This window comes from Rhodococcus sp. NPDC056516 (assembly GCF_042794655.1).
Classification (GTDB): domain Bacteria; phylum Actinomycetota; class Actinomycetes; order Mycobacteriales; family Mycobacteriaceae; genus Rhodococcus_F.
The window spans coordinates 732880-758715 of the sequence record NZ_JBHTTG010000002.1; the positions used below are offsets into that span (position 1 = coordinate 732880).

General features: G+C 60.4%; 28 protein-coding genes and 1 pseudogene. 12 read left to right on the forward strand and 17 right to left on the reverse strand.

Translation table 11 applies throughout. The annotated features are described in order from the left end of the window. Positions 1–94: 94 nt before the first annotated feature. The 3 genes from ispG to dxr all read right to left on the reverse strand — a co-directional run bounded on the left by ispG (position 95) and on the right by dxr (position 3722). Complete coding sequence (gene ispG / locus ACFQ6Y_RS08485; RefSeq protein WP_378449524.1) at positions 95–1252, reverse strand: flavodoxin-dependent (E)-4-hydroxy-3-methylbut-2-enyl-diphosphate synthase; 1158 nt, start codon at positions 1250–1252, stop codon at positions 95–97. A gap of 87 nt (positions 1253–1339) precedes the next feature. Continuing rightward, complete coding sequence (locus ACFQ6Y_RS08490) at positions 1340–2557, reverse strand: M50 family metallopeptidase (protein WP_378631025.1); 1218 nt, start codon at positions 2555–2557, stop codon at positions 1340–1342. Positions 2558–2564: 7 nt separating this feature from the next. Next, positions 2565–3722, reverse strand: a complete 1158-nt coding sequence (gene dxr / locus ACFQ6Y_RS08495) for a 1-deoxy-D-xylulose-5-phosphate reductoisomerase (RefSeq protein ID WP_378631028.1) — start codon at positions 3720–3722, stop codon at positions 2565–2567. Between the two features lie 120 nt (positions 3723–3842). Between dxr and ACFQ6Y_RS08500 the strand changes: the two genes are divergently transcribed. Continuing rightward, positions 3843–4112: a DUF2631 domain-containing protein gene (locus ACFQ6Y_RS08500; RefSeq protein ID WP_003942762.1), complete on the forward strand. Its 270-nt coding sequence runs from the start codon at positions 3843–3845 to the stop codon at positions 4110–4112. A gap of 94 nt (positions 4113–4206) precedes the next feature. Here the strand turns inward: ACFQ6Y_RS08500 and rlmN are convergent, their stop codons facing one another. Continuing rightward, positions 4207–5316, reverse strand: coding sequence for a 23S rRNA (adenine(2503)-C(2))-methyltransferase RlmN (gene rlmN / locus ACFQ6Y_RS08505; RefSeq protein WP_378533727.1), 1110 nt, complete (start codon positions 5314–5316; stop codon positions 4207–4209). 103 nt (positions 5317–5419) lie between these two features. On the opposite strand from rlmN, the gene ACFQ6Y_RS08510 reads away from it, so the two are divergent. Continuing rightward, positions 5420–5830: a lipopolysaccharide assembly LapA domain-containing protein gene (locus ACFQ6Y_RS08510; RefSeq protein WP_378533729.1), complete on the forward strand. Its 411-nt coding sequence runs from the start codon at positions 5420–5422 to the stop codon at positions 5828–5830. 95 nt (positions 5831–5925) lie between these two features. Then, positions 5926–6768: an HpcH/HpaI aldolase/citrate lyase family protein gene (locus tag ACFQ6Y_RS08515; RefSeq protein ID WP_378631031.1), complete on the forward strand. Its 843-nt coding sequence runs from the start codon at positions 5926–5928 to the stop codon at positions 6766–6768. Between the two features lie 79 nt (positions 6769–6847). On the opposite strand, the gene ACFQ6Y_RS08520 is transcribed toward ACFQ6Y_RS08515, so the two are convergent. The 6 genes from ACFQ6Y_RS08520 to rpsB all read right to left on the reverse strand — a co-directional run bounded on the left by ACFQ6Y_RS08520 (position 6848) and on the right by rpsB (position 11855). Next, the gene (locus ACFQ6Y_RS08520; protein ID WP_378631033.1) at positions 6848–7576 is read right to left on the reverse strand and encodes a class I SAM-dependent methyltransferase; all 729 of its coding nucleotides are present in this window, start codon (positions 7574–7576) and stop codon (positions 6848–6850) included. Positions 7577–7582: 6 nt separating this feature from the next. After that, positions 7583–8479: a phosphatidate cytidylyltransferase gene (locus tag ACFQ6Y_RS08525; protein WP_283303770.1), complete on the reverse strand. Its 897-nt coding sequence runs from the start codon at positions 8477–8479 to the stop codon at positions 7583–7585. A 48-nt stretch (positions 8480–8527) separates the two neighbouring features. Continuing rightward, positions 8528–9085, reverse strand: a complete 558-nt coding sequence (gene frr / locus ACFQ6Y_RS08530) for a ribosome recycling factor (RefSeq protein ID WP_003942777.1) — start codon at positions 9083–9085, stop codon at positions 8528–8530. 43 nt (positions 9086–9128) lie between these two features. Continuing rightward, positions 9129–9857: a UMP kinase gene (gene pyrH, locus ACFQ6Y_RS08535; protein ID WP_019747988.1), complete on the reverse strand. Its 729-nt coding sequence runs from the start codon at positions 9855–9857 to the stop codon at positions 9129–9131. Between the two features lie 198 nt (positions 9858–10055). Then, on the reverse strand, positions 10056–10883 hold the full coding sequence (gene tsf, locus ACFQ6Y_RS08540; protein ID WP_378631035.1) for a translation elongation factor Ts: 828 nt from the start codon (positions 10881–10883) through the stop codon (positions 10056–10058). A 114-nt stretch (positions 10884–10997) separates the two neighbouring features. After that, positions 10998–11855: a 30S ribosomal protein S2 gene (gene rpsB, locus ACFQ6Y_RS08545; protein ID WP_003942709.1), complete on the reverse strand. Its 858-nt coding sequence runs from the start codon at positions 11853–11855 to the stop codon at positions 10998–11000. A gap of 313 nt (positions 11856–12168) precedes the next feature. On the opposite strand from rpsB, the gene ACFQ6Y_RS08550 reads away from it, so the two are divergent. Then, positions 12169–12663: a M23 family metallopeptidase gene (locus tag ACFQ6Y_RS08550; RefSeq protein WP_378631359.1), complete on the forward strand. Its 495-nt coding sequence runs from the start codon at positions 12169–12171 to the stop codon at positions 12661–12663. A 16-nt stretch (positions 12664–12679) separates the two neighbouring features. Here ACFQ6Y_RS08550 and ACFQ6Y_RS08555 read toward each other — a convergent pair whose 3' ends face one another. After that, complete coding sequence (locus ACFQ6Y_RS08555; RefSeq protein WP_378631038.1) at positions 12680–13789, reverse strand: AAA family ATPase; 1110 nt, start codon at positions 13787–13789, stop codon at positions 12680–12682. Between the two features lie 123 nt (positions 13790–13912). After that, a complete protein-coding gene (locus ACFQ6Y_RS08560; protein WP_378631041.1) occupies positions 13913–14839 on the reverse strand; it encodes a tyrosine recombinase XerC in 927 nt (308 codons plus the stop codon). An 84-nt stretch (positions 14840–14923) separates the two neighbouring features. On the opposite strand from ACFQ6Y_RS08560, the gene ACFQ6Y_RS08565 reads away from it, so the two are divergent. Then, a complete protein-coding gene (locus ACFQ6Y_RS08565; RefSeq protein ID WP_378631361.1) occupies positions 14924–16096 on the forward strand; it encodes a multidrug effflux MFS transporter in 1173 nt (390 codons plus the stop codon). On the opposite strand, the gene ACFQ6Y_RS08570 is transcribed toward ACFQ6Y_RS08565, so the two are convergent. The 4 genes and pseudogenes from ACFQ6Y_RS08570 to ACFQ6Y_RS08585 form a co-directional block, all read right to left on the reverse strand. Then, on the reverse strand, positions 16093–16863 hold the full coding sequence (locus tag ACFQ6Y_RS08570) for a siderophore-interacting protein (protein WP_378631044.1): 771 nt from the start codon (positions 16861–16863) through the stop codon (positions 16093–16095). The genes ACFQ6Y_RS08565 and ACFQ6Y_RS08570 overlap by 4 nt on opposite strands. 307 nt (positions 16864–17170) lie before the next feature. Next, positions 17171–17530: an Lsr2 family protein gene (locus ACFQ6Y_RS08575; RefSeq protein ID WP_378631047.1), complete on the reverse strand. Its 360-nt coding sequence runs from the start codon at positions 17528–17530 to the stop codon at positions 17171–17173. 404 nt (positions 17531–17934) lie between these two features. Then, positions 17935–19062 carry a DNA-processing protein DprA gene (gene dprA / locus ACFQ6Y_RS08580; protein ID WP_378631049.1) on the reverse strand — a complete coding sequence of 376 codons (1128 nt, stop codon included), beginning with the start codon at positions 19060–19062 and terminating at the stop codon, positions 17935–17937. Continuing rightward, a pseudogene (locus ACFQ6Y_RS08585) lies at positions 19059–19658 on the reverse strand (ATP-binding protein); the annotation flags it as partial. The gene dprA and the pseudogene ACFQ6Y_RS08585, both read right to left, overlap by 4 nt. Positions 19659–19704: 46 nt before the next feature. Here ACFQ6Y_RS08585 and ACFQ6Y_RS08590 point away from each other — a divergent pair. Continuing rightward, positions 19705–21180, forward strand: coding sequence for a recombinase family protein (locus ACFQ6Y_RS08590; protein ID WP_378631052.1), 1476 nt, complete (start codon positions 19705–19707; stop codon positions 21178–21180). Here ACFQ6Y_RS08590 and ACFQ6Y_RS08595 read toward each other — a convergent pair. Further along, on the reverse strand, positions 21131–21901 hold the full coding sequence (locus tag ACFQ6Y_RS08595; RefSeq protein WP_378631055.1) for a hypothetical protein: 771 nt from the start codon (positions 21899–21901) through the stop codon (positions 21131–21133). The genes ACFQ6Y_RS08590 and ACFQ6Y_RS08595 overlap by 50 nt on opposite strands. Before the next feature lie 263 nt (positions 21902–22164). Here ACFQ6Y_RS08595 and ACFQ6Y_RS08600 point away from each other — a divergent pair, with 263 nt between their 5' ends. From ACFQ6Y_RS08600 to ACFQ6Y_RS08625, 6 genes are all read left to right on the forward strand, one after another. Then, on the forward strand, positions 22165–22458 hold the full coding sequence (locus tag ACFQ6Y_RS08600) for a hypothetical protein (protein ID WP_154100372.1): 294 nt from the start codon (positions 22165–22167) through the stop codon (positions 22456–22458). Further along, positions 22455–22718 (forward strand): hypothetical protein, encoded by a 264-nt coding sequence (locus ACFQ6Y_RS08605; protein ID WP_154100371.1) that lies wholly within the window; start codon positions 22455–22457, stop codon positions 22716–22718. Before ACFQ6Y_RS08600 ends, ACFQ6Y_RS08605 begins: the two co-directional genes overlap by 4 nt. A 167-nt stretch (positions 22719–22885) precedes the next feature. Next, entirely contained in the window at positions 22886–23089 is a 204-nt protein-coding gene (locus ACFQ6Y_RS08610; RefSeq protein WP_378631059.1) for a hypothetical protein, read from the forward strand. After that, positions 23086–23289 carry a hypothetical protein gene (locus tag ACFQ6Y_RS08615; protein WP_073512304.1) on the forward strand — a complete coding sequence of 68 codons (204 nt, stop codon included), beginning with the start codon at positions 23086–23088 and terminating at the stop codon, positions 23287–23289. Before ACFQ6Y_RS08610 ends, ACFQ6Y_RS08615 begins: the two co-directional genes overlap by 4 nt. Before the next feature lie 35 nt (positions 23290–23324). After that, positions 23325–25634, forward strand: coding sequence for a type IV secretory system conjugative DNA transfer family protein (locus ACFQ6Y_RS08620; RefSeq protein WP_378631063.1), 2310 nt, complete (start codon positions 23325–23327; stop codon positions 25632–25634). After that, a complete protein-coding gene (locus tag ACFQ6Y_RS08625) occupies positions 25631–25819 on the forward strand; it encodes a hypothetical protein (protein WP_378631066.1) in 189 nt (62 codons plus the stop codon). The genes ACFQ6Y_RS08620 and ACFQ6Y_RS08625 overlap by 4 nt, the downstream gene beginning before the upstream one ends. Positions 25820–25836: the final 17 nt, after the last annotated feature.

Consider the following 25836-nt stretch of genomic DNA (forward strand, 5'->3'; position numbering starts at 1 on the left):
TCGACTGCGCGTCCACGAATATCACTACCCGATCATGATGCACTCAGATTGCCACGAACCTGACACCGACGGGGAAGATTCATCCGGCAATCACTCAACTCACGGTGACGACCGGCGCACCCTCCGAAGCGTCACCCTCCATGCTTTCGGCAATTTTCATCGCCTCTTCGATCAACGTCTCGACGATCTGCGCCTCGGGCACCGTCTTGATGACCTTGCCCTTGACGAAGATCTGGCCCTTGCCGTTGCCGGACGCCACACCGAGGTCGGCTTCACGCGCTTCACCCGGTCCGTTCACGACGCAGCCCATGACTGCCACGCGAAGCGGAATCTCCATGCCTTCGAGACCCGCGGAGACCTCGTCGGCCAGTGTGTAGACGTCAACCTGGGCACGGCCGCACGAGGGGCATGAGACGATCTCGAGCTTGCGCGGACGCAGGTTCAGCGACTGCAGAATCTGGTTACCGACCTTGATTTCCTCGGCCGGCGGGGCTGAGAGCGACACACGGATGGTGTCGCCGATGCCCTCCGCGAGCAGCGCACCGAAGGCGACCGCGGACTTGATCGTGCCCTGAAACGCCGGACCCGCCTCGGTGACACCGAGGTGCAGTGGGTAGTCGCACTTGGCGGCGAGTTGGCGGTAAGCCTCGACCATGATCACCGGATCGTTGTGCTTGACGGAGATCTTGATGTCACCGAAGCCGTGCTCTTCGAACAACCCGGCTTCCCACAGCGCAGACTCGACCAACGCTTCGGGCGTCGCCTTGCCGTACTTCTCCATCAAGCGTGGATCGAGCGATCCGGCGTTGACGCCGATGCGGATCGGAATGCCGGCATCGCCCGCGGCCTTCGCCACCTCTTTGACGCGGCCGTCGAATTCCTTGATGTTGCCCGGATTGACGCGCACCGCAGCGCATCCCGCCTCGATTGCCGCGAAGATGTAGCGCGGCTGGAAGTGGATGTCGGCGATAACCGGAATCTGGCTCTTCTTCGCGATTGTCGCCAGAGCGTCCGCATCTTCCTGACGCGGGCAGGCGACACGGACGATGTCACATCCGGAAGCGGTCAGTTCGGCGATCTGCTGGAGCGTTGCGTTGACGTCGTGCGTCTTCGTGGTGCACATGGACTGCACCGAGATGGGGAAATCGCTGCCCACACCTACCGTGCCGACCTGCAGCTGCCGAGTCTTGCGTCGAGGAGCAAGAATCGCTGCGGGTGCCGAGGGCATTCCCAGTCCGATAGGGATGGTCACGTCTGTGCCTTCTTTCATAGCTTCACTGCAAGTTTAGCCGGGCGATCACCGCACTACCGCGCGGCAACCGTCGCCCTGCTCACACGGTCAGAAGATCTTGATCGGATTGACGATGTCAGCCGTGAGTGTCAGCAACATGAACGCGCCACCGATCACGATGAATACGTAAGTAATCGGAAGTAGTCTCGTGTAGTCGACCGGACCGCCCGGGATCAGGCCGCGGCGGGCGCGGAACCAATCGCGGATCTTCTCGTAGAAGACCACCGCGATGTGCCCGCCGTCGAGCGGCAGCAGCGGCAGGATGTTGAAAACGCCGAGGAAGAAGTTGATCGACGCGAGCAGGCCGACGAACATCGGCCACTCGGCTCGATCAGCAGCCTCGCCGCCGATCACGCTGGCGCCGACCACGCTGATCGGTGTGTCCTGCGCCCGCTCGCCGCCCGTGACCGACTCCCACAGAGCCCCCACCTTCGACGGAATGTCAGCCAACGCCTTCACCGAGTCGACCATGATCTGGCCGGTGTAGTCGAAGGCTGCCGGAACAGCCGTGAGCGCGTTGTACTCGATGAGATTGCTGACGCCCTCGATGCCGACGGCGCCTACCTTTGCCAGCTCCGGCGTTGTGCTGCCCTCTTTGGCTACGTAGCGCTCGACCGGGGATACATCGACCGGAACTTGAATAGTCTCGTCGCCGCGCTCGACTGTGAGTGTGACTGTCCCGGACTTGTCGCGGATAGCCGCGGAAACCTTGGCGAAAGTGTCCGTTGGTTGACCGTCCACCGCGACGATCCGATCGCCGGCAGCTATTCCAGCTGCCTCCGCCGGGCCGGTACCGGTGCATTCCGCAAGTTTCCACCCCTGATCCTGACCCAACTGCGTCGGAGCAACACAGGTCACGCCCTTGACAACAGGCGGTGCCGGCTCCGAACTCGTTCGGCCCCAGCCGAGGAGCAATGCGTAGATCAGGAGGAACCCGAGAATGAAGTTCATCGCGATACCGCCGGACATGACGACGACGCGCTTCCACGCCGCCTTCTTGTACATCGCGTGCGGCTCTTCTTCAGGCGTCATCTCGTCGAGAGCCGTCATGCCTGCGATGTCGCAGAATCCGCCCAGCGGCAGTGCCTTGAGTCCGTACTCGGTCTCACCTCGACGGAACGAGAAGATCTTCGGTCCGAAGCCGATGTAGTAGCGGCGAACCTTCATTCCCAAAGCCTTGGCCGTCCACATGTGGCCGGCTTCGTGCAGGGCGATGGACACGCCGATGCCGAGGGCAAACAGCACTACGCCCAGTGCAAAAACCATGAAAGTTCTAGCCCTCCTGCTTCACGAGCTGACGCGCTCGTGTGCGTGCCCAGCCGTCTGCGGCAAGAACGTCGTCCACGGTAACCGGTTCCGCGGACCATTGACCTGCATCGTCGAGAACAGCAGCCACCGTACGGACGATCGCCGGGAACGAAATGACGCCGTCGAGGAAAGCCTGAGCCGCCACTTCGTTGGCCGCGTTGTAGATCGCAGTGAAGCAGCCGCCGGATTTGCCCGCGCTCCTCGCCAGATCGACGGCGGGGAACACCGACGAATCGAGCGGCTCGAATTCCCAGGTGGAGGCGGTCGTGAAGTCGCATGCCGACGCCGCGCCTTCGATACGGTCCGGCCAGCCGAGAGCGAGAGCGATCGGAAGCTTCATGTCTGGCGGGCTTGCCTGTGCCAGCGTCGAGCCGTCGAAGAAGGTCACCATCGAGTGCACGATCGACTGCGGATGCACGGTCACGTCGATGCGGTCGTAGTCGATCCCGAACAGCAGATTCGTCTCGATCAGCTCGAGGCCCTTGTTGACCAAGGTTGCCGAGTTGAGGGTGTTCATGGGTCCCATCGACCAGGTGGGATGCGCTTTTGCCTGAGCCGGATTCACACTTTCGAGATCCTCGGCGCTCCAGCCGCGGAACGGCCCACCCGAAGCGGTGAGAACCAACCGCGCCACCTCGTCTCCCGTTCCACCACGTAGACATTGGGCCAACGCCGAATGCTCCGAGTCGACCGGCACGATCTGGCCGGGTGCGGCAGCTTTGGTCACCAACGCTCCGCCTGCGACAAGGGATTCCTTGTTCGCCAGCGCCAGACGTGCACCCGAGTTCAAAGCCGCCAGGGTCGGTTCGAGTCCCAACGAACCGACGAGCGCATTGAGGACGACATCGGCACCGCTGTCGCGAACCAGTTCCGTCACTGCGCTCGGTCCCGAACGAGGCGTCACCGATTCCAGAGCAGCGGCAGCCGCAGGATCGGCGACGGCGACGTCGGTGACGCCGGTTGCGCGGATCTGCTCGGCCAACAATTCGACGTTGTTGCCGCCCGCTGCCAGTCCGACTACTTCGAAACGATCGGGGTTGGCAGCGATGACCTCCAGCGCTTGGGTACCGATCGAACCGGTACTGCCGAGGAGGAGGACGCGGGTACGTGTGGTTTCCTGCACTCGCCCATTGTTCCTGATAACACCTGAGAACAACCTTATCGACGCCCAACTACGTACGACAGGCAGTCGTATGTCACCATATTGGGCAGTAGTGCAACCGAATGAGCAGGAGGATCGACCGTGGCCGATACCCAGTTGGACGTCAAGTCCAGCGCCCCCGTCGTGGTCTCGCACGTCGATGAGGCCGAGGTTCCCTCTGCCGCATGGGGGTGGAGTGGTGAAGGACTCAAGTTTTTCCGTTTCCTCGGATGGTTCTTCGCAATATTCCTGCTTCTGATGATGATCGGTAACCATCACGGCAAGGTCGAGGATCTGTGGCTCATCGGCACCGCCGGATTGATGATCTTCATTCTGGTCCGCGACATCGTCATCCGTCGCCGCCCGCGCTAGAGACCTGACAAAGAGAAGGCCTCCACGAACGAAAGTTCGTGGAGGCCTTCTCTTTACGTGTTTCAGGCCTAGAACGTTTCAGACCTGGAGCGTCTCAGTTCTCGGCGGCCAACTGGCCACAGGCTGCGGCAATTTCCTGGCCGCGCGTATCGCGCACCGTGCACGAGACGCCCTGGGCGATGACCCGACGCACGAACTCACGCTCGACGTCCTTCGGACTCGCGTCCCACTCACTGCCCGGAGTCGGGTTGAGCGGAATCAGGTTGACGTGCACCAACCCGCCGAGCGCCTTCTTCAGCTTCTTGCCCAGCATGTCCGCACGCCACGGCTGATCGTTGACGTTCTTGATCATCGCGTACTCGATGGACACACGGCGGCCGGTCTTGTCTGCGTAGTATCGCGCGGCTTGGAGCACCTCCGATACTGACCAACGGTTGTTGACCGGCACTAGCGTGTCGCGCAGTTCGTCGTCCGGCGTATGCAGGGATACCGCCAGCGTGACGCTCAGGCCTTCGTCGGCGAGCTTGCGGATCGCGGGAGCGAGGCCGACGGTCGAGACCGTGACCGACCGCTGGGACAGGCCGAGTCCGTCCGGTGCGGGCGAGGTGATGCGTCGAACCGCCGCCACCACACGCTTGTAGTTCGCCAACGGCTCGCCCATGCCCATGAACACGACATTCGACAAGCGGCCGGGGCCGCCGGCTATTTCACCGTCGCGCATGGCTGCTGCCGCCTCGCGAACCTGATCCACGATCTCGGCAGTCGAAAGGTTGCGGTCGAGGCCGCCCTGACCCGTCGCACAGAACGGGCAGGCCATTCCGCAGCCTGCCTGACTCGAGATGCAGAGTGTCGCCCGATCGGGATAGCGCATCAGGACGCTCTCGAGCAGCGTTCCGTCATGTGCCTTCCACAGGGTTTTGCGTGTGTCGCCCGAATCGCACGCGAGATGCTTGATCGGCGTCAACAAAGTCGGGAAGAGCGAATCCCCCACCTTTTCGCGTACCGATGCGGGGAGGTCGGTCATCTTTTCCGGATCTGCTTCGAGCCGAGCGTAGTACTGACGCGCCAGCTGATCGGCCCGGAAAGCGGGAAGGCCGAGCTCTTTCACCGCTTCTTTGCGCTCGGCGGAATCGAGATCGGCGAGGTGCCGTGGAGGCATTCCGCGCTTGGGTGCAGTGAAAACGAGGGGAAGAGAGGCAGCCATAGTTACACCATTGTCCCATTGTTTTTGGGGTGCTACCCCACTGCCACCCGATTGTGGCCGGATTACCCGTGCAACTTCGCGCAGGTTGCGTGATGATCATGTCATGTCAACCACACCAGAGGATCCGTCGAACTCCCCCGTGTACGGCCCCGCCGACGGTTTCGGTCCCGACCCGGAACTTCCGAAGGTGGGCGAGGACAAGGCAGTCGAAAAACACGATCCCGAACCGAACCCGACGCCTGAACCGACGCCGACCGGAACCGCGGTTACCGACCGGACCAGGGCTGCGACGACGTGGGTTGGCCTGGTCATCGGCGCAATCGTGCTGATCATGCTGCTGGTGTTCATCTTGCAGAACCTCGAGAGCGTCTCCGTCAAGATCCTGGCCTGGCAAATCGACTTTCCGCTCGGAATCACGATCCTGCTTTCCGCGATCGCGGGCGCATTGATCATGGCGTTGGCAGGCGGGGTTCGCATCATTCAGATCCGGCGCGCAGCCAAGCGGCAGATGTGACTGAAATCTAGTTACGCAATTGGGTCTACCCGCGGGTAAGCAGGCATCATTGTTGTCGTGGAAATCACCCGAAAGGCCCTGATGTGACTACTCACATGGAGAGACCTGTGACCTCGCGTATTGCCCCGCAACAGGCAAGATCCTGGCTCCTCGTCCCCGCATCCAAACCGGACACTTTTGACGCCGCTCTCGCGAGCGCCGCCGACGCCGTCATTCTCGATCTCGAGGATGCCGTCACCGCGCCCAACAAGCCGGCCGCTCGCCGCGACGTCGTGGCTTTCCTGAGCGAGCATAATCACGCTTGGGTTCGGATCAACGACGCAACGACACCGTTCTGGGAAGAGGATCTCGCCGTACTTGCGGGCCTCCCCGGACTCGAGGGTGTCATGCTGGCGAAGACTGAAAGCGGCCAGCAGGCCGACGCCACCGCCGAGCGTCTTCCCGAGGGCACCAAGATTCTTGCCCTCGTCGAATCTGCGGTGGGACTCGAAGCTGCTCCCGAGATTGCACGCACCGACGGAATCTTCCGTCTTGCATTCGGTAGCGGAGACTTTCGTCGCGATACCGGGATGGACGACTCGCCCACCTCGATGTCGTACCCGCGCTCGCGACTGACAATCGCCAGTCGCGCGGCTCGTATCGCTCCGCCGATCGACGGCCCCACGCTAGGCCCCGACCTGGATTTGCTCGCCCGAGACTGCGCGATCACCTTGTCGCTGGGCATGGCCGGCAAGCTCTGCATGACCACCGCGCAGACGGCTCCCGTCAACGCCGGCCTGAGCCCCTCCGTTGCCGACGCCATCTGGGCACAGAACGTCATCGACGATCTCGGCGAAGATGGCTCACGCGTGCGCGACGGCAGTGACCTGCCCAAGCTCGCCAAGGCAAAGAAGATCCACACGCTGGCCACCCTGTTCCACATCCACACCAATCACTAATCACCTTTACTACTGAATCGGTCCAGAAAACGTCAGGCGCTCACGTCGGAGCGCCTGACGTTCGTCCGTTCGAGCCCGGTCACGAAAGTTCGAGTGACCGCGGTTTGAATCGAACATGGATCCGGTATCGCACCGCAAAGGCCAATCCCGTCACTTGCGAGAACGCACGCTCGGCGGTCTTCTCGGTGAACTCGATCCCGAGTACTCGCCGCAAGTCGTCGCGATTCTCGAACTCCCACCGGGCGTCGACACGGGTGAGGGAGAATCCCTGAGCCTCGAAAAACGCTTCGACGGCCGCGGGATCGTACTTGGGCAGATCCGCCCTCATCCACTCTCCGTACGGGCCGGAGCTCACGTCCAGGTCCACGATCAGCAGGGCTCCCCCAGGCCTCAGGATGCGCATGGCCTCACGAATTCCCGGGCCGCAGCCTTTGCCGAAGAAGTACGCCGTTCGGGCATGAACGAGATCGACGGAAGCATCGACCAAACCCGTGGACTCTGCTGAACCCTGGACCACGTCGATCGACGCCGAATCACGGGTTCGTTCTCGCGCGGCCTTCACCAACGGCGTGTGCGGCTCCACTCCGACAACACGGCGCGCGGTACGAGCGAACTCCGGTAGGTGAAACCCCGCGCCGCAGCCGACATCGACGACGTCGAGTCCAGACCAGTCGACCTGGGCTCGCATCGCGGCCCAGATGGAACCGTCGACGTCCTGCGCACGGTTCTCGACCTCGTAGACGTCCGGCCAGTGCCAGATGTTCGGACTGGGGATGGGCTTGGATCGGCCCGAGAAGAAATCACGCACGAGAAATCAGACGAGTGCGTACAGAATCAGCCAGGTGACAAATGCCGACGGCAGGAGCGAATCGAGGCGATCCATGATTCCGCCGTGGCCGGGAAGCAAAGTTCCCATGTCCTTGATGCCGAGTTCACGCTTGATCTGCGATTCGATCAGGTCACCGACCGTCGCGACGACCACCAGCACCACGCCGAGCAGGACGCCGATCATCGAGTTCGCGTCGAGGATCAGGGTCACCGAAAGCAGGCTGCCGATGACGCAGAAAATGAGGGAGCCGACGAATCCCTCCCAGGACTTCTTCGGGCTCACCGCCGGGACCATCGGGTGCTTTCCGAACAGGACTCCCGCGGCATAACCGCCGACGTCGGAACACACGACGCCGATCATCAGGACAAAGACACGACCCGGGCCGTCGTCTTCGAGCACCATCAATGCACCGAAGGACGCCAACAGCGGGATCCACGCCAGAACGAACACCGTGATGGAGGTGTCTCTCAGGAAGTTCTTCGGAGTCGCCTTGAGCCCGTGGTCGAACAACCGCCACACCATGCACACCAGGACAGTCGCGGTGAATCCGCTGAGCACTCCGACCGGTCCCCACGGCCAGCCAAGCCAGATCGTGGCTTGCCCTCCGACGAGCAGCGGAATTCGCGGCACCTCGATGTCGGCTTCACGAAGCCGCGTGGTGACCTCCCACGTCGCGATGAACATCGCGATCGCGACTACAGCGATCCACCCAGGAGGCAGAAAGATCAAAGTGCCGATGACCAGGGCGCCGAGACCGGCTCCGACGCCGATGGCGGCAGGTAGGTTCCGGCCGGCCTTCGACTTCGGCGGTTGCGCGCCCTCAGCGCCGCCCGTAGGCCCGTCCGTGACGGGACCACCGGCGGTTCCCTCTTGTGCGTGCACCCAGACTCCCTGATCTACTCCCGACGACAAACACTGCAAACGAGGAGGCTATACCTCCATCAACTCTGCTTCCTTGTGCTTGACGAGTTCCTCGACCGTGTGCACGTACTTCGCCGTGGTCTTGTCGAGTTCTTTCTCTGCGCGACCGACCTCGTCCTCGCCGGCTTCGCCGTCCTTCTGGATCCGGCCGAGTTCGTCCATCGCCTTGCGGCGGATGTTGCGCAGCGTGACCTTCGAGTCCTCGCCCTTGGACTTGGCCTGCTTCACCAGTTCACGACGACGCTCTTCCGTGAGCTGCGGAACCGAGATGCGGATGATGCTGCCGTCGTTCGACGGGTTGACGCCGAGATCCGAGTTGCGGATCGCCGTCTCGATCGCGTTGAGCTGCGAAGCCTCGTACGGCTTGACGATGACCATGCGGGCCTCGGGGACGTTGATGCTCGCGAGCTGCGTGATCGGTGTGATCGAACCGTAGTAGTCGATCACAATGCGCGAGAACATACCGGGGTTGGCGCGTCCGGTACGAACCGAGCCGAGATCGTCCTTGGCTACCGTGACAGCCTTTTCCATCTTCTCTTCTGCCTCGAAGAGCGCTTCATCGATCACGGCTGTTCCTCCATGTTGTTCTGCATCATTTTTCGGGGTTCACTCACGACTTGATCAGGGTGCCGATCTTCTCACCGGACACCGCGCGAGCGATGTTTCCTTCGGTGAGGAGGTTGAACACCATCATCGGCATCGAGTTGTCCATGCACAGGCTGAACGCCGTTGCGTCCGCGACCTTGAGTTCACGCTCGATGACCTCGCGGTGCGTGATCTGTTCGTACATCGTCGCGTCCGGGTCGATACGTGGGTCGGCCGAGTAGACGCCGTCGACGGCCTTGGCCATCAGCACTACCTCGGCACCGATCTCCAGCGCGCGCTGCGCAGCAGTGGTGTCGGTGGAGAAGTACGGCATACCCATCCCGGCACCGAAGATGACCACGCGCCCCTTCTCGAGGTGCCTACGTGCTCGAAGGGGAAGGTACGGCTCGGCGACCTGTCCCATGGTGATGGCAGTCTGCACACGAGAATCGACGCCGGCCTTCTCCAGGAAATCCTGCAGAGCGAGGCAGTTCATGACGGTGCCGAGCATGCCCATGTAGTCGGAGCGCGCGCGATCGAGGCCACGCTGCTGCAGTTCCGCTCCGCGGAAGAAGTTTCCGCCGCCGATGACCACTGCAACCTGTACGCCTGATCGAACGACCTCTGCGATCTGCTCAGCCACCTTGGTGACCACGTCGGGATCGAGACCGACTTTGCCGCCTCCGAACATTTCGCCGCCGAGTTTGAGCAGGACCCGCTTGAATCCTGGACGTTCGTTGGCAGGTTCGGACATTGTTCTCCTCAGTTCGATACAAGACCCTGTAGGTCCTTCGTTCTTCTTCTGTCACCGAATCGGCGACGGTGACACAGAAAGCCCTCGGGACTAGTCCCAAGGCACTCCCATCCTGCCTCATCGGAGGCCCCAGGTACACGTAGACCCCGCCGGTAGAGCAAATGCTCTTCTGGCGGGGTCCATGTGTACGGGCTCCGATTAAGCGGAGGCGCCGACCTCGAAACGCACGAAGCGCTTGATGGTCACGCCGGCGTCGTCGAGGATCGCCTTGACGGTCTTCTTGGAGTCCTGAACCGAAGACTGCTCGGTCAGCACGACGTCCTTGAAGTAGCCGTTGACGCGGCCTTCGATGATCTTCGGCAGAGCCTGCTCGGGCTTGCCCTCCGCGCGAGCGGTCTCTTCGGCGATGTGGCGCTCGGAAGCGACGATCTCCGCGGGGACCTCGTCACGCGTGACGTACTTGGCCTTGAGTGCAGCGACCTGCATTGCAGCTGCGCGAGCAGCCTCGGCTGCGGCATCGCCTTCACCGGTGTACTCGACGAGCACGCCGACGGCGGGCGGCAAGTCGGCACTGCGCTTGTGCAGGTACACGGCAACGGGGCCGTCGAAGGAAGCGACGCGGCTCAGCTCGAGCTTCTCGCCGATCTTCGCGGACTGCTCCTGGATGACGGTGTCGATGGTCTTGCCGTCGAGGTCGAGCGCCTTGAGTGCGTCGAGGTCGGCGGGCTTGCCAGCGGCAGCGACGGTCACGATGGCGTCGGCCAGCTTGATGAACTCGTCGTTCTTGGCGACGAAGTCGGTCTCGCAGTTGATCTCGATCATGACGCCGTCCTTGGCGACGACGAGACCCTCAGCGGTGGTGCGCTCTGCGCGCTTTCCGACATCCTTCGCGCCCTTGATGCGCAGCTGCTCGACGGCCTTGTCGAAATCGCCGTCTGCATCTGCGAGTGCGTTCTTACATGCCATCATTCCGGAGCCGGTGAGCTCACGGAGCCGCTTGACGTCAGCGGCGGTGTAGTTCGCCATGATTAGCGAGCCTCCTCATGTGTCTGTTTCGGACCTAGGACTAACGGTGAGCACGGCCTAACGGTGAAACGGCCCTGACCAAAAGAACTCTTGGTCAGGGCCGGTTTCAACGAATCAGGCCTCGGTGGCCGGTGCCTCTGCGGCGGGGGCTGCCTCAGCCTCTGCAGCGGGAGCTGCCTCAGCCTCTGCAGCCGGAGCTGCCTGCGAGAGCAGTTCCTGCTCCCACTCGGCGAGGGGCTCGCCTGCGCCGGCTTCGGGCTTCGCGTCCTTGTCGGCGCTCAGTCCTGCACGTGCCTGCACTCCCTCGGCAACCGCGGAAGCGACAACCTTGGTCAGCAGTGCTGCGGAGCGGATGGCGTCGTCGTTGCCCGGGATCGGGTAGTCGACGAGGTCGGGGTCGCAGTTGGTGTCCAGGATCGCGATGACCGGGATGTTCAGCTTGCGAGCCTCGGCAACTGCCAGGTGCTCCTTGTTGGTGTCGACGATCCACACCGCGGAAGGAACCTTGGCCATGTCGCGGATACCACCGAGGGTGCGATCCAGCTTGGTCATCTCACGCGTGAGCATGAGGATTTCCTTCTTGGTGCGACCTTCGAATCCACCGGTCTGCTCCATTGCCTCGAGCTCCTTGAGGCGAAGCAGACGCTTGTGGACGGTGGTGAAGTTGGTGAGCATGCCGCCGAGCCAACGCTGGTTGACGTAGGGCATTCCGACGCGAGTCGCTTCGGAAGCGATGGACTCCTGCGCCTGCTTCTTGGTGCCGACGAAGAGAACGGTGCCGCCGTGGGCAACGGTCTCCTTGACGAACTCGTACGCCTTGTCGATGTACGTCAGCGTCTGCTGGAGGTCGATGATGTAGATGCCGTTGCGGTCGGTCAAGATGAATCGCTTCATCTTCGGGTTCCAGCGACGGGTCTGATGTCCGAAGTGGGTTCCACTATCGAGCATCTGCTTCATGGTTACGACAGCCATGGCTGTGTACCTCAAACTTTCAATCCGGTTGATGCAGGCGATCGGGTGATCCCTGCCCTGGCACCCGCACGGCCGTCGGACCTGTTTCGTGAGAACCAGGACCAGCCGAGGCCGGAAAACGTGCGCGGGCGCGCGAAGTCGGACTGTGCGAGCACAGACCGCTCGACAAGTGTACGTCCTCGTCCCCCGATGCCATAACCACCCCGGAAGCAACAGACCGAACCGGCGGTTGTGGATCGGCGGCCATCCTGTGGATTACCCGTCTGATCTGCATTGAAGCGCGCACGACTCCACGCAAGATCAAGCAATGACGATGTTGAGCGGAGCCCGAAAAGGAGTGGTCGGCGCTGTGATTTTCTGCTTTGTCGCCGTAAGCACGGCGTCGGCAGAGGCGCGTTTCGACTGGCCGCTCACTCCGCGGCCGCATGTGGAACACGCTTTCGACAAACCGGCCCAGAACTGGCTGCCCGGTCATCGCGGCGTCGATCTAGGCGGCAGTCCCGGCCAATCCGTCCTCGCGGCCGGCGACGGCATCGTGGCGTTCGCGGGAGTCGTCGCGGGAAAGCCGACGGTGTCGATTGATCACGACGGCGGCCTACGTACTACCTACGAACCCGTCGCGGCCGACGTTCGAGCAGGTGAACGCATCGCAACCGGGGCGGTGATCGGAACCCTCGAACCCGGGCACGACGGGTGCGTCGTCGCCGCGTGTTTGCACTGGGGCCTGCGCAAAGGGCGCGAGTATCTCGATCCACTCGGACTGGTTCGGTCGCAACCGCTCAGACTCAAGCCACTGACGGGGGGTTGAGACCGATGGGGTTGAGTCAGTGCCACTCGGAGACGGCGTGCCGACCCACGGCGTCCGCAAAGTCGTCGGCAACCATCGCTGCCAGTTCCATGAATGCTCGCCTGGTGGCCGGTCGCATCAACTCGAGATCCATGACCGATCCCTCCGCGAGATGCTCGTCGAAAGGGATGACCTCGACGGCGCGGCATCGACGCATGAAGTAGTCCACCAACGCATCCATGTCGATCACGCTCGACCCTGGTCGGGCGGCGCTGATCACGACGACGGTCCGTTCGACCAGATGACCGTATCCGTGCAACTGAAGCCAATCGAGCGTTGCCGCTGCACTTCGCGCTCCGTCGATTGCCGGAGAACTGACGAGAACCAACGAATTGGCAAGATCGAGAACGCCGTTCATCGCCGAGTGCATGATCCCGGTACCGCAATCGGTGAGGATGATGTTGTAGTAGACCTGCAAGATGTCGATGACCTGGCGATAGTCGTCCTCGCTGAACGCCTCCGAAATCGCCGGATCCTGCTCACTGGCCAAGACCTCGAGACGACTCGGCGACTGAGATGTGTGCGCGCGTACGTCCGAATAGCTCTTTATGTCCGGCCTCGCGGCGATCAGATCGCGCACTGTCGAATTTGTCTGCAGCGGAACACGTTGCGCCAAGGTTCCGAAGTCGGGATTGGCGTCGACCGCCACGACGCAGTCGCCACGCAGCGAAGCAAACGTCGCACCGAGTCCGACCGTCACGGTGGTCTTGCCGACGCCACCCTTGAGCGAGAGCAACGCTATTCGGTAGTCGTTGCGTATCGGCTGCTCGATTCTGGCGGCCAGTGCGCGGTTGCGCTGTTCGTTGGTCGAATCCCCCAGATTGACCACGCCCCCGGTCGCACGATGCAATCCTCTTCGCCAGCCGCCGCGCGGTGTCCGTTTAGGGCGTTTCAGTAAAGCTTCGGCAACCAGGTCCTGATTGGTCACCTGCTGCTGGCTCGACGGCGGCGGCGGCGCGGCCCAGGCCTCTTGCGGTCGTGCCGCCGGCTCCGGCGTCGACACCGGCATGGGAGCCGGTTGCGGCGCTTCGGACAGCCAGGCCGGTTGGCCACTGTTCGGCGGGTGCTTCACATCTTGGCGGTTCACGAATCCCCCGGATATCGCATGTAATCGAGTGTCTTGACACGACGATCGAACTTTGCCGATTGTTCACTCTTCTGACCTGCGACGCTACCAAATACCCGCCGAGAACTCGCGTCGCTTCACAATCTAGGCGCGCGGATGGGCCTGATCGTGGACGGATCGAAGCCGTTCGACCGATACATGCGTGTACAGCTGAGTGGTCGCCAGACTCGCGTGCCCGAGAAGTTCTTGCACCACACGGAGGTCTGCACCGCCTTCGAGCAAATGTGTCGCAGCCGAGTGCCGGAGCCCGTGCGGACCCATGTCGGGAGCCCCTGGAATTGCAGCCATGGTTTCGTGGACCACCGAACGAGCCTGACGCTGATCGAGTCGGCCGCCTCGGACGCCGAGGAGCAATGCCCGCCCAGACCGATCCGAAGTCAGTGCGGGTCTTCCGTGCTCCAGCCACCCGTTCAGTGCCGATTCTGCGGGGAGGCCGTAGGGCACCGATCGCTCCTTGTTTCCCTTGCCGAGCACACGCAGCAGGCGTCGATCGGCGTCGACCGACTCGACGTCCAGTCCACACAACTCGCCGACGCGAATTCCGGTGGAGTACAACAACTCCACGACGAGCCGGTCTCGCAGCGCGAGCGGCTCTTGTTGCTGCGCACCGCTTTCGGCCGCATCCATTGCATCGATCGCCTGACTCTGACGCAGCACCGTCGGCAGCGTGCGGCGGGCAGGTGGAGCTGCCAGACGCGTACCGGGGTCGACGGGAATGCGTCCTGTCTGCGCGAGCCACGCCGTGAAACCGCGCGCCGACGACGCCCGTCGAGCTACCGTGGTCCGGGCCGTTCCCACGGCATTCTGGGCAGCCAACCACGAGCGCATGACTCCTAGGTCGAGGCCATCGAGATCTGCAGTCTCCGAACCTGCAGCGAAATGGGTCAGCAATGCCCGCGCGTCACCGACGTAGGCACGGATCGTGTGTTCCGACCGCCCTCGGCTCAGTCGGAGGTGCTCGGCATACGCATCGAGGTGACCACTCAAGCTCGCCGGCAATGCGTCAGTCATGAACACACGCTCGCCCGCCGCGATTGAAACTGCAAGCTGCCTCGCCGATAGGGTTGATCGGTGAATCGAGCAATTCCTCTGAAGATGTTGTGTGTACTGGCACTGATTTCCGCAATCGCTCCACTGTCCATCGACATGTACCTGCCCGGCCTACCTTTGATGGCGGATGCACTCGACACTACTGCGGCCAGCGTTCAGCTGACACTGACTACCTTCATGGCCGGCCTCGGAATCGGCCAGCTGATCATCGGTCCGATCTCCGACGGACTGGGGAGGCGGCGAATACTGCTTGCCGCGACGATCATTACAGCGCTGAGCGGTGCGGCGTGCGCGGTGGCGCCCAACATCGAGTTTCTCATCGGCGCCCGACTCGTCCAGGGATTGAGTGGAGGCGCTGCCATCGTCTTGGCCCGTGCTTGTATTGCCGACCGGGCGCGCGGCGACGACGCAGCGAAGCTCTTCAGCATCATGATGATCATCGGCGGTATCGCTCCCGTGGTCGCGCCACTGATCGGCGGCGCACTTCTCGGCCCCGTCGGGTGGCGCGGAATCTTCTGGATCCTGGCGGTCGCGGGCGCCGTGATGGTGGCTGGTGTCGTTTTGCTTGTTCCCGAGACACTCCCATCCGAGCGACGCCACGGCGGTGGATTGAAGTCACTGATCTCGAATCTGAGATACGTCGTCCGAAATCAGCACTACCTCGGATATGCGCTCGCATTCGTCTTCGGATTCGGCGCCCTGTTCTCGTACATCTCCGCGTCGCCGTTCGTCGTTCAGAATGTCCTCGGGCTGAGTCCGTCGCAATTCTCGATCGTGTTCGCAGTGAACGCCACCGGAATGGTCGCGGCAGCGATGATCACCACTCGCCTGCTCGGTCGCATCGGAGCTCGCACCCTACTCCGATTCGGGGTGTGCCTGCTCCTCGCTGGTGGCGCCGTATTGTTCTGCACCAGTGTGGTTTTCAGTTCCACGAATACCTGGTTGATCTTGGTTCCGCTGTTCGTGGCAGTTTCGAGCATCGGGTTCATCATGGGCAATGCGACCGCTCTCGCCCAAGGAGAGGTCACGAACGCGGCCGGCACCGGTTCAGCCCTGATGGGAGCCGGCCAGTTCGGCTTGGCGGCGTTGGTTTCGCCGTTGGTGGGAATTGCGGGAGAAGACACAGCAGTTCCGATGGCAATTGCAATTCCCACCTTCGGAGTTCTCGCGGCCGTTGCGCTCGTGTTGCTGACTCGCGGTAAGGCCGCAGCGAGTTAGCTTTCGGCCGCGGCGAGTTCGGACTTCCAGACGCGGAAGCCTTCTTCGGTGCGACCACGACGCCAGTATCCGGAAATAGAAGCGGCCGACGCCGGGACGTTTCGTTCCTTGCGAATGTACGGCCGGAGGTTATGCATGACGGCTTGCGCTTCACCGTGAATGAATACGTGCGGTTCGCCCGGTAGCCACTCGAGCGCCTTGACCGCGGCGACGACTGGCGCGTTGTCACCCGCCGACTCTTCACCCACCGCGTCGGATGACGCTCCGCGATGTAGCCAGGTCACCGCGATACCTTCTGGGGCATCGAGTGCGATTTCGTCCTCTGGTCCACCGACCTCGACAACGGCGTAGCCGACCGCATTCGGCGCCAATCGCGCTATCGACGCCGAAATAGCGGGTATTGCGGTCTCGTCTCCGACGAAGAGATACCAATCAGCGGTTGGTGACGGCGAAAACGCGCCACCGGGTCCACGCAAGGTAATCTCCGCGCCCGGCTGAACTGACGCGGCCCACGGACCTGCGACACCCATGTCACCGTGGACGACGAAATCGATTGCAATCTCTTTGGCGTCAAGATCGTACGAACGAATCGTGTAGGTACGCAGTACCGGCTGATCAGGCGTGCCGAATTCGATCTTTACATAGGAATCGCTGTATTCGCTGGGAGTGAACGACTCGAAGCCCGATCCCCCGAGAAACACTCGCACCATATGGGGAGTCAATTGTTCGGTCCGCAGAACCGTCAATGCAGTTGTCGGCTTGGCCACAGAAAGATCCTTCCGAAAGTTAGTGTTACCTAACTAAGGTACACGACAATTGCAGTGCACGGGCAAAATGCCTCCACGGTGAATCCGTCCAGCGCGCCGACAGATGACGGCACGCAACGAAATAAACCGACCACTCTGCCCGGTAAATGGGCAGCCAAATTATCGGCTCACGAACCAGCGGATGATCAGGCAGGACATCACTATCGGAGAAATTAGCAAAGCAACAGTAAAATACGCTTCCGGGTCGCAATACGCCTCTGGCTCCTGACGCGGTTCGCCAGGAGCCAGAGGAGGTATTTAATTCAGCCTAGTGTGCAGCATCGAAAGCGTCGATGATTTCCGCTTTGATACGCCCACGCGGAGCAACTTCGTAACCGTTCTTACCCGCCCAGTCGCGAATGGCCTGGAGCGTCTCCTTGGAGCGTCCGGAACCCGACGTGGCCTGCGGAGATGCAGCCTGAGCCTTCTTACTGCGTTTTCCGCTCACCTTCGCAGCTGCCTCGACGAACGGCTTCACCGCAGCGTCGAACTTCTCCGCATTGGTGGCGCGCAGATCGATCACGTAATCCGTTCCCTGGTAAGAGAACTCAATTCGATCACCGAATCCATCGTCAATCGGCTTACCGTCAAGGTCGTCGATGAGTTGCCGAATCAGCTTCTCAGCCATTGCACTCCTCTTTCAATGATCGATTCAATTCTCCTTCACAATACACAGATAGAGCGTTGATGAACAAAAGAAGTCCGAAAACCTCTGCCATTTCCGAACAGACTCAATGGTCCGAATTAGCAGCGGGTTAACGACATACCAATCAATACCCACCTTCACTGTGATCCAGACTAATCAGACGTCTAAGCACATTGACCTGAGACTTTCCTGAGGCCCGTTGAAATTCACCGCCAGGTCTGGATAGCAGGGTCGAGAATAACGCTGCGCACAGCCGAGCAAGTTCACGAAAAACAGCCCTGACGTGCAATTACCAACACCGCGAGGGTATTCACGTTTCGCAGTCGCAGGAACAGTTAGTGAGCATCGCCACCTGCCCACAGGAAGAGCAGAATGAAGTTCTCGCGCTACCGCGTCCGAAACCAACCACTCGAATCAGAACTCGCAAACCCCTCGAGTTCGAGCAGAGGAAGAGTTGCACGAACCTGAGCTATGAGCAATCCCGATTCCTCGGACAACTCACGGGTACTACGGGAACCTGTTCCCGGCAAAGCTTCGTACACCAATCGAGAATTGCCTCGCAATGCGTCGATGTCACGCGTCGCGGCGACATCCTCCGCGGAATCACCCACACCGAACGGACCCGACGCTTCGACTACGTCCACGGCGTTGGAGACGAGTTGGGCTTCACCTTCGCGAATCATTCGGTGACATCCGGTCGACGACGCCGAGGTCACCGGTCCGGGCACCGCCATGACGGGACGGCCTAGCTTTCGAGCCCAATTGGCGGTATTGCGTGCCCCACTGCGCCATCCGGCCTCGACCACCACTACTCCGTCCGACAACGCAGCAACCAGTCGATTCCTCGCCAGGAACCGAAACTTTGCAGGTGTTGTACCCGGTGGATACTCACTTATCACTGCACCCGAATTCGCTATCTGCTTGAGTAGTCGCGCATGCCCCGACGGATACGCCCGATCCACGCCACAGGCCAAGACAGCCAGTGTGGTTCCCCCTACGCCCAATGCAGCGCGGTGCGCGGCCCCGTCGATACCGAAGGCCGCCCCGGAAATCACGGTCCATCCGTCGACAGCCAGGTCACCGGCAATCTCTGCCGTCACATGTTCGCCGTACGCAGTAGATGCCCGCGTGCCGACAATTGCGACGGCTCTCTCCGTAAGATCTACCAGATCCCCGGACCCCAACACCCACAACACAAATGGCGCCGTCTCACCCCCGGAGGGATCGAGTCCGTCAAAGGAAAGCATTCGCCACGCCGGCCAATCGGCGCAGTTCGGTGTTACGAGTCTGCCACCCATCGCCTCCATCAGGTCGAGGTCTCGTTGGGCTGTGTCGATGTGAGCGCGGGCTCGCGTCTTCTCCTCGATCGCGGGTGGCAGATCGCCGTTGCGGACCGCCCTCGCAGTTTCTTCGACCCCGAGCTCGTCGATCAACATGGACATATACGCGCTAGGGCCCTGCACGACGCGGGACAGATATGCCCAGGCGAGTAGTCGTGGGTCGTGTGCAGTCATTGGAATCCCCTGTCGCGGAAGTCGAGTGCGGTGACAACTTGATCTGGTCCGGGCATCGCCTCACCTGCCAAGTCGGCGACACTCCAGGCAACCCGCAACGCTCGGTCCGCCCCTCGAGCAGTGATCACACCTTTACGCAGCGCCCGTTCCACCGGTGCCAGCGCTGCACGCGAGAGTCTGAACTTCTGTCTCAACGCCGGCCCTGGTACCTCCGCGTTGGTCCGCCACCCGTACTCACTCCACCGCTGGGCTGCAGTGTCTCGAGCCGCCGCCACGCGCGCACGAACATCGCTGGTGCTTTCCCCCACTTCGTCGATCAGCGCTCCGGTTGCTACCGCTTGCATCCGGACCCTGATGTCGACTCGGTCCAACAACGGGCCAGACAATTTCCCCAGGTAACGGCGACGCGCCGCGGGTGCGCAGACGCAGTCTGCGTCTCGCGGCGGCGCGCATGGGCACGGATTCGCGGCCAGGATCAGCTGGAACCGCGCCGGGTACCGAGCAACTCCGTCCCGCCGGGCGATTCGCACTTCCCCGTCTTCGAGTGGTGTGCGTAGCGCTTCGAGCACCTTCACCCCGATCTCGGCACATTCGTCGAAAGATTGTGAAATGCCCCACACGTTGATACAATGAGGGGTACAGATGCAAGACCGAATTACCAACTCTCCCAACACCTTCGCCGCAATCTACTGCCGAATCAGTAGCGATAAAACAGGCAAGAGCGCTGGAGTCGAACGCCAGCAATCAGACTGCCGCGTAATGGCCGATCGCCTCGGCCTCTCGGTTCAGCACGTACTCGTAGACAACGACATCAGCGCGTACTCCGGAAAGCCCAGGCCTGGCTACAAACAGTTGCTGGAGCTGATGAGGACAGGTGCTGTCGGGACGGTTCTGGCATACCATCAGGACCGCTTACAGAGATCTCCCGTCGAACTCGAGGAATATGTTGACGTATCCGAGATCCATCGTGTGACGACCCACACCGTTCTTGCCGGCCACATTGACCTGTCCACACCCTCAGGTCGTTTCAACGCTCGGATCATCGGTGCGGCAGCCCGGTACGAAGTCGAACACATGATCGAGCGCCAGCAGACCGCCAAGTTGCAAGCCGCCAAGGATGGCAAGTACCTCGGTGGGCAGCGTCCCTACGGCTTCGAGCCTCAGCGCAAAGCTATCCGCGAGAGCGAAGCCGCCATCATCCGTGACATGTACGAGAGGTTCGTCGTCGGGCGGTCGTGGTGGTCGATTGCAGTCAGCTTGAATCAACGAGGCATCCGAACGACCCACGGGAAGGACTGGAACTCACTCAAGGTTCGCAACGTCTTGATACGACCGATCAATGCGGGGATCGTGCTGCACAAGGGTGTCGAGTATCCCGCCCAGTCACCTGCAATCCTCAGTCCAGACGAGTGGGCGAACCTCAAACTTGCGATCGACATCAGCCGAAGGAAGTCACCTCATCCCGGACGGGCGCGCAAGCATCTATTGAAGGGGTTTCTCATCTGCGGCGCCTGTGGCGAGAAGATGTTCCATAAAAGCAAACAGCAACGGGATGGGTCATACAAGACCACTGCAGCCTGTGGAAAGACCGACAATCAAACGGGTCGCCAGCACGGATGCGGGAAGGTTTCGCGAATGGTCGAGCCGATCATCGACCTGGTTGTGGACTCAATTATGTTCCGCCTCAACTCACCTGAGCTCGCTACGACACTCCACAAACACAAGACGAGCGCAGACACGTTGAAGACTCTGAACGACCAACAGCGAGCCTTAGAATCGTCAATCAACGAGATCACGGATGACTACTACGTCAACAAACTTCTCACACGCGAGCAGTTCGAACGCGCAAAGACACAGGCAGACAATGACTTAGCGCTCATCACCAAGCAAATTGATGCCGAGTTAGTGAGCGAGGCAGTCAACACGACGGACGTAAGCGGCGACCTCCGTGAACGATGGGAGAACGAGACACTTGAATGGCAGCGATCGCTGTTGTTTCTACTCATTGATCGGATCTCTGTCCACCCCCTCCCCCATGTGCCGGGCTACAAGTACCCAAAGTACAAGTCTAAGTGGAGGTTTGATCCTGAACTGATTCAGATAGAATGGAAGGCGTAGGGTACTTAGCGGTCAGGTACTCAGTGAGAGCATCAGCGGCCTTCCTAGCAGTGGCCCAACCATCCTCTTCGTCAGTAAAGTTCAAGATGCGGCGGGCATAGATTGCACCGTATACGTGGTAGTTGATTGCTACTTGATCTTCGTTGTCTAGAACCGAATTCAGGTATCGCTCTACAACGTCGATCGCCTCTTTCACGAAGAGTCCGGCAGTCACGTCTACGCGCGCCAACGGAAACCGAACATCTAGTTCGACACTAACCCGATAGCCGATCAGAATGGCGTAGAACAGCCGATCCCTGAGAACATTGGGTGCGGAAAACTCCAAATCGTCTGGTACGCGATGACTTTCGATGGATTGATCAAATGCACTAGGCGCAGCATCCGACGTTGTCAGTAGTGAAATCGCGTCCGCGGACATCACTCTCAACCTTTGCCAGGATTCATGAAATTCCTGCGGCGGCTCTTCGTGGACCACTTCACTCGGAGCAATAAGGCGAAGCAAGTAGGCCCTCACAGCTTCGTCAAGCCCGTGGAAGTAGCTATAGAAGGTCGGAGTGCTGATGCCTGCCGCCTTCGCCACATTGATCACGGTAAACATCTTGCGGTCATCCCACCTCTGCTCACCAAGCGCGTCAAGGATGAAGTTCCGCGTCCGCCGACGCTTGGTTCGTGCGCTTGCAGTCATTGCAGCATCCCGAGGAACGTCTGAGCGATCAGTCATGCCCGTAGCGTACGTCACTTGTCGGCGCAAGCTATATGCCGCGTGTCAGATTTGCCGTTCGGTGCTGAACTTTGTCGTTGACGACGAACTTCACAGCTGTTAAGTTCATTCCAGATCGCAAGCCAACGGATCGACGCAGATTGAAAACTCCACACAGGAAGCGCCTTCAACCGCAGTTCGATACAGGCGGTTTGAACGTCGCTTCCAACCGCTTCGCACCGCGCCACTTGTGGCGGTGCCTCAACTCCCACAAGGAGATTCAAGTGAAGAAGCAACTTACTCGCGGTGAGTACAACGGGACACCGACCGAAGTCAGCACCACATCACCGAGCGGGCTGTTGGAACAGTACGCACTTCGGGTGGCACTGGAACAAGAAGCTAACGCCTTCGAGTACATGGCCAGCACGGACAACTTGCACTGGGCTCTCAATATTTCCGAGGCCGGACGTGCACGAGTAGGCAATGACGAGGTTGGCAATGCCATTGTTCACGGTTTCGTGACGGCATTCGCGTCAAACGTCACCGAGCGCCAGCGCCGACGCATGATGGGGCAGTGACCATGGAAATGATCATTGCAGCGGCAGTCATCGCAGTCTGGTTTGCTGGCATGTTCTGGTGGGCCTTCCAGCGCAACAAGTCTCAACCTGATAGTCGGCGCGAAACCACAGTTCAACCCGCGCCACTCTCAGTCCACGATCGCCGTCTGCTCGATCAAGACGCCGATCGCATGGAGTACGTACGCAGCATGATCGCTATGAATCGCGCACTTGATGAGTACGTACTCCGCACTCCGAACGCGATGAAATATCGCCATTAGGTCGCAGGACCACTTACGGGGACAGGAGACGCTGCCTGTCCCCGTAAGTGCGGCGACCTTACTTCACGTCTCAGGTGGCATCAGCCGCGTAACTCTCGATTCAGACCCGCTCAACCGAGAGTCGCCGAATGAACATCGGAAGATACTGAAGCCCCGAAGGGTAAATCATGGAGCTGTTAAGCGCACTTGCATTTCTGTTCATCCTAGGAATCCCGATCTGGTTGGTACTCCTCGCCCTCGCCTTCTTCGACAAGCGCCTGAAGAGACGCGCAGTCAACGAGTACGTCCAGAAAGTCGAGCAGCGAGCCGCAACCTACGCCAATGAGGCAGAGATCATCGAGCAGTACTTTCGAAGGAGGTACGGCTCATGATCAAACGTCTTCCTTCCGTTGCTTGGTCGGTACTCGGCATCGCGATCGCTCTTTCGATCGTGGTGCCGATCATCCAGGCAGCGGCTCCTTTGATAATCGCCATCATCGGCGCGGTCACCATCTCGTTCGTTGCGTGGCGACTGGTGACGTTCTATATCGCACACTACATCGCACGTCGCAACTTCGGCGATACCGACTAGTCAAATCGGCGGCAGGATGCCAAAGTAGACAGTAGATGCTGGAACTACTTGTCACACTTAGCATCCTGTCGCCTCCACTTTTTTGGGGGTTGTTCGATATGAGGGCTAAGAGTCAGGATCAGTACGACGCAGACCGCACCTCGCATCAGCTCGTTTTTCCGACCAACGTCACCGAGAAGCAGGTCCAGGCTGTAATCCGTAGCATCGGTTCGAATCTCCGCGACAACAAATTCACCGGTGATCCGTCAATCGTCTTCGAAGTTCACTCCTCTGAGAGGGGTATCCAACACCTTCTCAGAGTTCCGTCACGTGACGCTGAATATCTACTCGATCAAGTGGAGGGTCACCTTCCAGGCATCGACATTGTTCCCGTCGAGAAGGCCGTGCAGCCCAGCTACAACCACGGTGTTCGGTTGTTCATGACGAATCCCGAACGGACGCTTCGATTCGACAACACTGCTGACTATTCGACGAAGATTCTCAAGTCTTTGCTCACCACTGGCAGCGAAACGGTGACCTTGCAATGGATCGCATACCACTCTGATCGACCTAAGTTGATCGAGTCGGATCAAGGGCTCGCTAAGTCCAAGCCATCGTTGTTTGACGTTGTTGTTCGTGGAACGAAGGCGACGAAGGACGAAGTGGCGGATCGTCGGGAGAAGGTCAACGACCAGATCTTCACGGTGGTCGGTCGCATCGCTGCGAGCGCAGCCACCGAAGCCCGCGCAAAAGAGTTGGTACTAAAAGTAACTCGTGCCATCACTAGCGAGAACGGCGCAGCGAACAGGCTGTACTCGAAGCCGATCCCCCTAGGCAAACTCAACCCAATGGTGCACGGAGCTGTCACTCCGTTCAACAAGGGCAACATGTTCTCAGCCTCAGAGCTAGTCGCGTATCTCGGCTGGCCTGTTGGAGATCCGCAGATCCAAGGACTCTCCCAGGGGGTCGCTCGGCGCATTCCTCCAACCGAAGCCGTTTCTCGAGTCGGACGGCAACTCGGATGGAGCAACATCCCGGGGATCAATCGACCAATTGCTCAGAGCTATGACTACGCCAACCTGAACACGCTCTTCGCAGGCATGATCGGGTCGGGTAAGTCGGTAGGCATGTCGAACAGCTTCCACGACGACGTCAGCAACGGATACGGTGCCATCGTCATCGATGCCAGCGCCAGCGAATCACCTCAAAGCCTCGCTAACCGAGCGTTGGACAGCATTCCAAAGTGGCGTGCTGATGATGTGATCCGAGTCCATGTACTGGCAGACGCAGATCATCCAGTCGGCTTCGACCCGATCAACCAAGGCGCAGGTCGGGGTGCGATCGACCAAATTACTGGCGTCTTCACTTCCCTGTACCCCGACATTGCAACTGGCGTTTCAGTCCGGGACCTCCTTCATCATGGGTTGTGGACGATCATCGATCACGGAGGCCTCAACCTAATTGACTTGGGTGTCTTGATCCGTCCGCAGACCAGTGCCGAGATTGCTTGGGCCGACGCCATCATTAAGAAGATCACCGATCCAGACCTTCGCGAATTCTGGAAACGCATGGAGAAAATAGGGCGGGGTGGTCCCAAGCAGACTGAGTGGGATCGATACGTAGACCCGCTCTACCGGCGTCTGTGGCAGCTCGTCGGTCGTCCTGAGATCCGCAACATGATCGGCCAGTCCAGCAATAGCCTGAACTGGGAAGAGATCCTCACGCAAAACAAGATCGTCGTGATCAGCCTTGCCGGCCTTCCGAAGGACAGTGCAGAGCTTCTTGGCTCCCTTCTGGTTGAAACCCTTTGGACGACAGCACAACGGCTCTCTCCAGAGCGCGGCAACGCGCTTTACCTCGATGAATTCCAAGTGACCGCCAACATTAAAAACGGCCTCGACGATCTTCTCAATCGCGGTCGCAAACACAATCTCTGGGTCACGCTGGGAACGCAGTTCATCTCGGAGCTTCCCAAGAAGACTAAGACTGCGATCTTCAACAACGTCGGCACTCGCATCATCTACCGCACGAGCTACGAGGAAGCTCATATGTGGCGGCAGGAATTCGGATCGGAACTGCTGAGCGACTACGACTTTCAACATGCGCGTGTGCACGAAGCAATCGCGCAGATTCCAGATTCATCGGGACGGTCCATCGTCACCATCAAAGCCCGACCACCCCAGGAACCAACAGGAGCAGCGAGCTACATCGCTTCTCGATCACGCGCTCGATATGGGCGACCAGTTGAAGAAGTCAGGAAAGAGATTGCCGCCCGACGAACTCCAGCCAAAGTACAACCTCAGACCACAAAGCCCGTAGGAAAGGGCGTCTACGACGTCCCTGATGAACCAGGAGACCAATCATGACGCTGCAAGCTGAAGCAGTCGCCACGATTGAGAAGCTGGTCGAAGATGCGCACGAGATGGCAAGTGCTGTAGACGATCTACGCGAAGAGAATCCCGCGCTCGCGATGATCATGCTAGTCAGCCTGAATGCCTACCTGGAGCACATTCAGTTCCGCATCAGCCAAGCCGTCCAGCACTCACCATGACCGACCCGCCGATTGGA